The following is a 9274-nucleotide window of genomic DNA, read 5'->3' on the forward strand; positions in this document are numbered from 1 at the left end:
GCCGGTAACCGACATGTACGCTGGTGTTGCCATGGGGTGCTCTCCTTGCGGATAAATTTAAGGTGCCCGGGAGGCGAAATCGCCCGGTGGGTGCCGAAGATATATCAAGTAGCGTGCCAGGTTTTGCGAAGTGCCCGGGAACCGGGGGTGAAGCTGCACCTGGTCGGGTTTTTGACTGTTTTTCGTGCGGATTTGAGGTCTGAAGTGCGCAACTTCTTGCGCAGTACTGCGCAAGAAGTTGCGCACTCGTCTGTACAGAACGAATCACGTGGGCTGTAGGGATGTGTCCACACGGTTATCCACATTTGAGTGCGCAAGAAGTTGCGCACAATGGCGTGTGGCCACTATTGGTGGGGGTTGCTAAAAAATGGCCAATCCAACATCCATTTTTGCCATTACGTCACTGGTGCGTCGCCTTGGGATTGTCAGACAGTCGCATTCAAGCGCCTTGCGATAAGCACCTGTGCAAGGCTTGAGGGTGAAAAAGCGTCTTATAAATGAAACAGCGCCCTCGGCTATACTCCCCGCATTTCGACTTAGGCACGAGGACTCACTGTGAAGAACTGGACGTTGCGCCAACGCATTTTGGCGAGCTTTGCGGTGATTATCGCCATCATGTTGCTGATGGTCGTCGTCTCGTATTCACGGCTTTTGAAGATTGAGGTTGGCGAGCAGAGCGTGCGTGATGACGCAGTGCCGGGTGTGTATTTCAGCTCGATGATTCGCAGTGCCTGGGTAGACAGTTACCTGCAAACCCAGGAATTGCTGGGCCTTAAAAAAGGCTTGGGAATCAGTTCCGAGGACGCCGCAGACTTCAAGGCCTTCGAAGCACGGCTCGAAGAGCAGGTGGGCAACTATCAAAACACCATCACTACCGAGCAGGACAAAGCCGAGTTCAGTTTGTTCAAGCAGGACATCCTGAACTACAACAAGATTCAGGCTCAGGTGCTCGATCTGCACCAGCGCAATCTCGATGATGACGCGACGAAGTTGTTCAACGAACAACTGACGCCAGCGTGGATGGCTGGTCGCATGAAACTCAACGACATCATTCGCGAGAACAAGTCGGTGGCCGATCAGGCCTTGGACAACATTGACAGCGCAGTGGAAGCGGCCAAGATCAGCATGTTCATCTCGTTGCTGGTGGCCATTCTGGCGGCCGGCGCCTGCGGCCTGCTGCTGATGCGGGCGATCATGGCACCGATGAACCGCATCGTGGAAATCCTCGAAATCATGCGTACCGGCGACTTGAGCAGCCGCCTGGACCTTGCCCGCAAAGACGAGTTCGGCGCGGTGGAAACCGGCTTCAACGACATGATGGCTGAGCTGACCTCGCTGGTGTCGCAAGCGCAGCGTTCATCGGTGCAGGTAACCACTTCGGTGACCGAAATCGCCGCCACTTCCAAGCAACAGCAAGCCACCGCCACCGAAACCGCCGCCACCACCACCGAAATTGGCGCGACCTCGCGGGAAATTGCGGCGACGTCCCGCGATCTGGTACGCACCATGACCGAAGTGTCCACCGCCGCCGATCAGGCCTCGGTGCTCGCCGGCTCCGGCCAGCAGGGCTTGGCGCGCATGGAAGACACCATGCATTCGGTGATGGGCGCAGCCGATCTGGTCAACGCCAAACTGGCGATCCTCAACGAGAAGGCCGGCAACATCAATCAGGTGGTGGTGACCATCGTCAAGGTCGCCGACCAGACCAACCTGCTGTCGCTGAACGCGGCGATCGAAGCCGAGAAGGCCGGTGAATACGGCCGTGGTTTTGCCGTGGTTGCCACTGAAGTGCGGCGTCTGGCGGATCAGACGGCGGTCGCCACTTACGACATTGAACAAATGGTGCGCGAGATCCAGTCGGCGGTGTCGGCGGGCGTGATGGGCATGGACAAGTTCTCCGAAGAAGTGCGTCGTGGCATGTCCGAGGTGCAGCAAGTCGGCGAGCAACTGTCGCAGATCATCCATCAAGTGCAGGCGCTGGCGCCGCGGGTGTTGATGGTCAACGAAGGCATGCAGGCCCAGGCCACGGGCGCCGAGCAGATCAATCACGCGCTGGTGCAGTTGGGCGATGCCAGCAGCCAGACCGTCGAATCGCTGCGTCAGGCCAGTTTCGCCATCGATGAACTGAGCCAGGTGGCCGTCGGGCTGCGTAGTGGCGTTTCGCGATTCAAAGTCTGATGAGCGAAATCATCGCCAAACGCAGCGTCGCGCCGGTGACGAAGCAGGCGTTGTTCCTGCTGTTTCGCATTGGCAATGAGCGGTACGCCTTGCGTGCCACCGAAGTGGCGGAAGTGCTGCCGCGCTTGCCGTTGAAACCGATTGCCCGGGCGCCACAGTGGGTCGCCGGGGTGTTCGCGTATCGCGGCGCGGTGGTGCCAGTGATTGATCTCAGCGCGCTGACTTTTGGTCAACCCGCCGAGGCACGCACCAGTACGCGGTTGGTGTTGGTTCACTATCGCCGGGACGCGTCGCAGCCGGCGCAGTGGCTTGGGCTGATTCTCGAGCAGGCGACAGACACGCTGCGCTGTTATCCAGAGGATTTTCAACCCTACGGCCTCGACAATCGCGAGGCGCCGTACCTCGGCCCGGTGCGCGAAGATGCGCAGGGGCTGGTGCAATGGGTGCGGGTCAGTGACTTGCTCGATGATGGCGTGCGCGCCTTGCTGTTCCCCAATCCGCCGCTGGACCCGATGCAGCTTGAGGCGCAGTCATGAGCAGCGACCAGCGCTTTTTCGACTTCCTCAAAGAACGCATCGGCCTTGATGTCACCTCCGTGGGGCCGGCGATCATCGAGCGAGCCGTACGCCAGCGCACCACGCTTTCACAAGCGGTGAACGCCGACGCCTATTGGCAACTGCTGCAAGGTTCGCGCGATGAACAGCAGGCGCTGATCGAAGCGGTGATCGTCCCCGAAACCTGGTTTTTCCGTTACCCGGAGTCGTTCGCCACCCTCGGTAAACTGGCGCGCAATCGTCTTGGCGAACTGAACAACATGCGCGCGCTGCGCATCCTCAGTCTGCCGTGTTCCACCGGCGAAGAGCCTTATTCGATTGCCATGGCCTTGCTTGACGCCGGGCTCAGGCCGCATCAGTTCAAGGTCGATGGCATGGACGTCAGCCCGATCTCGGTGGAAAAGGCGCGGCGCGCGTTGTATGGCAAGAACTCGTTTCGTGGCCAGGATCTGGACTACCGCGAGCGGCATTTCACGCCTGAGCAGGACGGCCATCGGGTCAACGAAAACGTGCGCGAGCAAGTGCGTTTGCAGGTCGGCAATGTGCTCGATCCGGCGCTGTTGGCCAGTGAGCCAGCCTTCGATTTCGTGTTCTGCCGCAACCTGCTGATCTACTTCGATCAGCCGACTCAGAAGCAAGTCTTCGAAGTGCTCAAGCGCCTGACTCATGTCGATGGCGTGCTCTTTATCGGCCCGGCGGAGGGCAGTCTGCTTGGACGGTTAGGCATGCGTTCGATCGGTATTCCCCAGTCGTTTGCGTTCAGCCGCCACAGTGAGCCGGCGCCGGAACCGTTGCCGATCCCCAAGCCCATTCCGTTGCCCGTCAGTCAGCCGCTGCGAACCACACCACCCACACCGCCCGTGCGCAACCGGCCGTTTACCGCCGTGACGGCACTGCCGATTACCCGCAAAAGCGCCAACCCGGACGCCGCGACGTTGCTCGCCCACATTGCCGCCCTGGCCAACGAAGGCAAAAGCGCCGAAGCCCGTGCCGCGTGCGAGCAGTATTTGCGTAGCCACGAACCGGTGGCGCAAGTCTTCTACTGGCTGGGCCTGCTCAGCGATGTCGCAGGCAGTGCCCTTGAAGCCCAGGGTTTTTACCGCAAGGCGTTGTACCTCGAACCGCAACATCCCGAAGCGTTGATGCACCTGGCCGCGTTGCTGCAAGCCCAAGGTGACAGCGCCGGTGCCAGACGATTACAGGAGCGCGCCGCCCGCAGCGCACGCACCGCCGACAGTGAGCGTAAACGATGATCCCGTCCGACACCTTGAACGTCACACATGAAGATGCCCGGGCCATCGACGATTGCTGGAACCGCATCGGCATTCACGGCGACAAGTCCTGTGCGCTGCTGGAAGAACACATCCATTGCCGCAATTGCTCGGTGTATTCCGCCGCCGCCACGCGCCTGCTCGACCGCTATGCGTTGCAGCAGGACGAGCGTGACCCGGTGGCTACAGCGGTCGAAACCGATTTGAAAACCCGTTCTCTGCTGATGTTTCGTATTGGCGAAGAATGGCTGGGGCTGGCGACGCGCAGCCTCGTAGAGGTGGCGCCGATGCAGGCGATTCACTCGCTGCCACATCAACGCTCGCGGGCCTTGCTTGGCGTGGCCAATGTGCGCGGCGCGCTGGTGGCGTGTCTGTCGCTGGTTGAGTTGCTGGATCTGGATGGCAATGTTGCACCGGCTAATGGCGGGCGAGTCATGCCGCGTATGCTGATCATCGCTGCCCATGGTGGACCGGTGGTGGTGCCGGTGGATGAAGTTGATGGCATCCATGCGATTGACGAGCACATTCTCGATGCCGCATCGCGATCCGGCGCTCAGGCGAGTGCCAAGTACACCCGGGGTGTTCTGCCATTTCGGGGGCGCAGCCTGCGTTGGCTGGATGAAGAACAGCTGCTGTCCGCCGTGACCCGGAGCCTCGCATGACCCCCGAGCAAATGCGTGACGCCTCATTGCTGGAGCTGTTCAGCCTTGAAGCTGAGGCCCAGACCCAAGTCCTGAGCGCGGGGCTTTTGGCACTGGAGCGCAACCCGACCCAGGCCGATCAACTGGAATCGTGCATGCGCGCGGCGCACTCGCTCAAAGGCGCGGCGCGGATCGTCGGTATCGACAGCGGCGTCAGCGTTGCGCATGTGATGGAGGATTGTCTGGTCAGTGCGCAGGAAGGGCGGTTGTTGCTGCGCCCGGAGCACATCGACGCGTTGTTGCAGGGCACCGATTTGCTGATGCGCGTCGCCGTGCCGGCCAGCGCGCCGCAACCGGCAGACATTGAAGCTTACGTCGCACTGATGGCGCGCCTGCTCGATCCGTCAGCCCCGCCAGCTTCGGTCGCTGCGCCGCTGATGGCCGAGTTGCAGCTTGAAGCGCCGCCAGCGGTTCAGCCGACGCCGGTGCCTGCTATAGAAGCTTCTGTTGAGTCGCCCGAGCCGACACCGAACAAGAGCAAACGCACCACCGAAGGTGGCGAGCGCGTGTTGCGCGTCACCGCCGAACGTCTGAACAGCCTGCTCGATCTGTCGAGTAAATCGCTGGTGGAAACCCAGCGACTCAAGCCGCATCTGGCGACCATGCAGCGCCTCAAGCGCATGCAGAACAACGGTCTGCGCGCATTGGAAAACCTCAACGTCCACCTCAAGGAACATGCGCTGAGCCTTGAAGCTCTGGAAGCGTTGGAAGATGCGCGGCGTTTGCTCGCCGAATCCCAGCAAATGCTGATCGAGAAAAATGCCGAACTCGATGAATTCGCCTGGCAGGCCAGCCAGCGCGCGCAAGTGCTCTACGACACTGCATTGGCCTGCCGCATGCGGCCCTTCGCAGACGTGCTCAGCGGTCAGGTGCGCATGGTGCGTGATCTGGGCCGCACTCTCGGCAAGCAGGTGCGACTGGAGATCGAAGGTGAGAAAACCCAGGTTGATCGCGATGTGCTGGAGAAGCTCGAAGCCCCGCTTACCCATTTGCTGCGCAACGCGGTCGATCACGGCATCGAAACGCCGGAGCAACGTTTGCTCCAGGGCAAACCCGCCGAAGGCCTGATCCGCCTGCGCGCCTCGCATCAAGCGGGATTGCTGGTGCTGGAATTGAGCGATGACGGTAACGGCGTCGATCTGGAAAAGGTTCGGCGTAGCATTGTCGAGCGCCAGTTGTCCTCCGCCGAAACAGCGGCGCAGTTGAGCGAAGAGGAGTTGCTGACCTTCCTGTTCCTGCCTGGTTTCAGCCTGCGCGATACGGTCACTGAAGTGTCTGGCCGTGGCGTCGGCCTTGATGCCGTTCAGCACATGGTCCGTCAGTTGCGTGGCGCGGTGGTGCTGGAACAGACGGCGGGCGAGGGCAGTCGCTTCCATCTTGAAGTGCCGTTGACCTTGTCAGTGGTGCGCAGTCTGGTGGTGGAAGTCGGCGAAGAGGCCTACGCCTTTCCGCTGGCCCACATTGAGCGCATGTGCGATCTGGCCCCCGAAGACATCGTGCAGGTCGAAGGTCGCCAGCATTTCTGGCACGAGGATCAGCATGTCGGGCTGGTGGCTGCCAGCCAGTTGTTGCAGCGCCCGGCCAGTCAGAGCAGCGGTGAGGCCCTGAAAGTCGTGGTGATCCGCGAGCGCGATGCGATCTATGGAGTGGCTGTCGAGCGCTTCATTGGCGAGCGCACGTTGGTGGTATTGCCACTGGACGAGCGTCTGGGCAAAGTGCAGGACATTTCCGCCGGCGCCTTGCTCGATGACGGCTCAGTGGTGCTGATTGTCGACGTCGAAGACATGCTGCGTTCGGTGGACAAACTGCTCAATACCGGGCGCCTTGAGCGCATCGCCCGCCACGGCAATCAAGCCGTGGAAGCGGCGCGCAAACGAGTGCTGGTGGTCGACGACTCGCTGACGGTGCGCGAGCTACAGCGCAAACTGCTGCTCAACCGTGGCTACGACGTCGCTGTGGCGGTGGACGGCATGGACGGTTGGAACGCGTTGCGTTCGGAGGACTTCGATTTGCTGATCACCGACATCGACATGCCGCGCATGGACGGCATCGAACTGGTCACGCTGTTGCGCCGCGATAACCGTCTGCAATCGCTGCCGGTGATGGTCGTGTCGTACAAGGATCGCGAAGAAGACCGGCGCCGTGGACTGGACGCCGGCGCCGACTATTATTTAGCCAAAGCCAGTTTTCATGACGACGCCCTGCTCGACGCAGTGGTCGAGCTCATCGGAGGAGCGCGGGCATGAAGATTGCTATCGTCAATGATATGCCGCTGGCGGTGGAGGCCCTGCGCCGGGCGCTGGCCTTCGAGCCGGCGCATCAGGTGGTCTGGGTCGCGTACAACGGCGCCGAGGCGGTGCGCCTGTGCGCCGAAAATACCCCGGATCTGATTCTGATGGATCTGATCATGCCGGTGATGGACGGCGTCGAAGCCACCCGACGGATCATGGCCGAGAGCCCGTGCGCCATTGTCATCGTCACGGTTGACCGGCAACAGAACGTGCACCGGGTCTTTGAAGCCATGGGCCACGGCGCGCTGGACGTGGTCGACACCCCGGCCCTCGGCGCCGGCAATGCACAGGAAGCGGCGGCGCCATTGCTGCGCAAGATCCTCAATATCGGCTGGCTGATCGGCGAGAAAACCCCTCGCTCGCGTTCCGTGCCGGCTCCACAGCGCAGCACGGCGTCGTGCCAGCGGCTGGTCGCAATCGGTTCGTCGGCGGGCGGGCCGGCGGCGCTGGAAGTGCTGCTCAAGGGCTTGCCGCGTGATTTTTCGGCGGCCATCGTGCTGGTGCAGCACGTTGATCAGGTGTTCGCCGCCGGCATGGCCGAGTGGCTGGCCAGCGCCAGTGGTCTGGATGTGCGTCTGGCCCGCGAAGGCGAACCACCGCAAGCCGGCGTGGTGCTGCTGGCCGGCACCAATCACCATATTCGATTACTGAAGAACGGCACGCTGGCCTACACCGCCGAGCCGGTCAACGAGATTTACCGACCCTCGATCGACGTGTTTTTCGAGAGCGTCGCCAGTTATTGGAATGGTGATGCAGTCGGGGTTTTATTGACCGGGATGGGACGTGATGGGGCACAAGGGCTTAAGCTCATGCGCCAACAAGGTTACTTGACCATCGCGCAGGATCAGCAAAGCAGTGCGGTATATGGCATGCCCAAGGCCGCTGCGGCCATTGATGCAGCCGTTGAAATCCGCTCACTGGAAAAGATAGCGCCACGATTGCTGGAGATTTTCCCCAAATGAACAGATTTTTCCGCAATCCTGGCCCCCGCCGTACTCAGGTGACCGCCCATGAATGACTTACAGATCGATGACATCAAAACCGACGAAAACGCCGCCATGGTGTTGTTGGTGGACGATCAGGCGATGATCGGCGAGGCCGTGCGTCGTGGGCTGTCGAATGAAGAAAACATCGACTTCCACTTCTGCTCTGACCCGCATCAAGCCATCGCACAAGCGGTGCGGATCAAACCAACGGTGATCCTGCAGGACCTGGTCATGCCAGGCCTCGATGGTCTGAGCCTGGTGCGCGAATACCGTAATCACCCGGCGACCAAGGACATTCCGATCATCGTTCTGTCGACCAAGGAAGACCCGCTGATCAAAAGCGCGGCGTTTTCGGCCGGCGCCAACGACTATCTGGTGAAACTGCCGGACACCATCGAATTGGTCGCGCGCATCCGTTATCACTCGCGTTCCTATATGACCTTGCTGCAACGGGACGCGGCGTACCGTGCGCTGCGGGTCAGCCAGCAGCAGTTGCTCGACACCAACCTGGTGCTGCAACGCCTGATGAACTCCGATGGCCTGACCGGGCTGTCCAACCGTCGACACTTCGATGAGTATCTGGAACTGGAATGGCGACGTTCCCTGCGTGATCAGAGCCAACTGTCGTTGCTGATGATCGACGTCGATTACTTCAAGTCCTATAACGACACTTTTGGTCATGTCGAAGGCGATGAGGCGCTGCGCAAGGTTGCCACGGCGATCCGCGACGCCAGCGCCCGACCGTCGGACCTGCCGGCGCGTTACGGTGGTGAGGAATTTGCCTTGGTGCTGCCGAACACCTCGCCGGGCGGCGCGCGACTGATGGCGGAGAAGCTGCGCCAGACCGTGGCCGCGCTGAAAATTCCACATATTGCACCGAGCGAAGGCGCGAGCCTGACCATCAGTATCGGTTTGGCGACGATGGTGCCTGAGTCGGGTAGCGATTGCCGGTTGCTGATTTCGGCGGCGGATCGCGGTTTGTATCTGGCCAAGAACAATGGGCGCAATCAGGTCGGCATTGAGTAGTCCACTGTCCCCTGTGGGAGCGGGCTTGCTCGCGAAGGCGACGGCATAGCCAGCAGTAGGGTTGGCTGACCCACCGCATTCGCGAGCAAGCCCGCTCCTGCATTTGCAATACGTCGCCCCAACAGCCGCCAGACGGGCTGCCGTGACAGCGTGATTACGTTATACTCGCCGGCTTTCAAAAGTTCGCCAACGAGTGCTGCCCGTCATGGAAATCAACCCGATCCTGAACACCATCAAGGACCTGTCCGAGCGCTCCTAAAATATTCG

6 protein-coding genes and 2 pseudogenes are annotated in these 9274 nt (G+C 60.9%); all 8 read left to right on the forward strand.

The window, feature by feature from the left end:
* Positions 1 to 555 precede the first annotated feature (555 nt).
* Positions 556 to 2178 (forward strand): methyl-accepting chemotaxis protein, encoded by a 1623-nt coding sequence (locus ACIOU6_RS27115; RefSeq protein WP_221733982.1) that lies wholly within the window; start codon positions 556 to 558, stop codon positions 2176 to 2178.
* The gene (locus tag ACIOU6_RS27120) at positions 2178 to 2714 is read left to right on the forward strand and encodes a chemotaxis protein CheW (RefSeq protein WP_401139770.1); all 537 of its coding nucleotides are present in this window, start codon (positions 2178 to 2180) and stop codon (positions 2712 to 2714) included. Before ACIOU6_RS27115 ends, ACIOU6_RS27120 begins: the two co-directional genes overlap by 1 nt.
* Complete coding sequence (locus tag ACIOU6_RS27125; protein ID WP_401139773.1) at positions 2711 to 3985, forward strand: CheR family methyltransferase; 1275 nt, start codon at positions 2711 to 2713, stop codon at positions 3983 to 3985. The genes ACIOU6_RS27120 and ACIOU6_RS27125 overlap by 4 nt, the downstream gene beginning before the upstream one ends.
* Positions 3982 to 4665, forward strand: a complete 684-nt coding sequence (locus tag ACIOU6_RS27130) for a chemotaxis protein CheW (RefSeq protein ID WP_401139775.1) — start codon at positions 3982 to 3984, stop codon at positions 4663 to 4665. The genes ACIOU6_RS27125 and ACIOU6_RS27130 overlap by 4 nt, the downstream gene beginning before the upstream one ends.
* The gene (locus ACIOU6_RS27135) at positions 4662 to 6950 is read left to right on the forward strand and encodes a hybrid sensor histidine kinase/response regulator (RefSeq protein WP_401139778.1); all 2289 of its coding nucleotides are present in this window, start codon (positions 4662 to 4664) and stop codon (positions 6948 to 6950) included. The genes ACIOU6_RS27130 and ACIOU6_RS27135 overlap by 4 nt, the downstream gene beginning before the upstream one ends.
* Positions 6947 to 7957, forward strand: coding sequence for a chemotaxis response regulator protein-glutamate methylesterase (locus tag ACIOU6_RS27140; RefSeq protein ID WP_221733977.1), 1011 nt, complete (start codon positions 6947 to 6949; stop codon positions 7955 to 7957). Before ACIOU6_RS27135 ends, ACIOU6_RS27140 begins: the two co-directional genes overlap by 4 nt.
* A gap of 48 nt (positions 7958 to 8005) precedes the next feature.
* Positions 8006 to 9056 (forward strand): annotated as a pseudogene (locus ACIOU6_RS27145) (diguanylate cyclase domain-containing protein).
* Between the two features lie 156 nt (positions 9057 to 9212).
* Positions 9213 to 9274, forward strand: a pseudogene (locus tag ACIOU6_RS27150) (hypothetical protein); the annotation flags it as partial.

The sequence above is a fragment of the Pseudomonas sp. NPDC087615 genome (genome assembly GCF_044743445.1).
Classification (GTDB): Bacteria; Pseudomonadota; Gammaproteobacteria; order Pseudomonadales; family Pseudomonadaceae; genus Aquipseudomonas; species Aquipseudomonas baetica_A.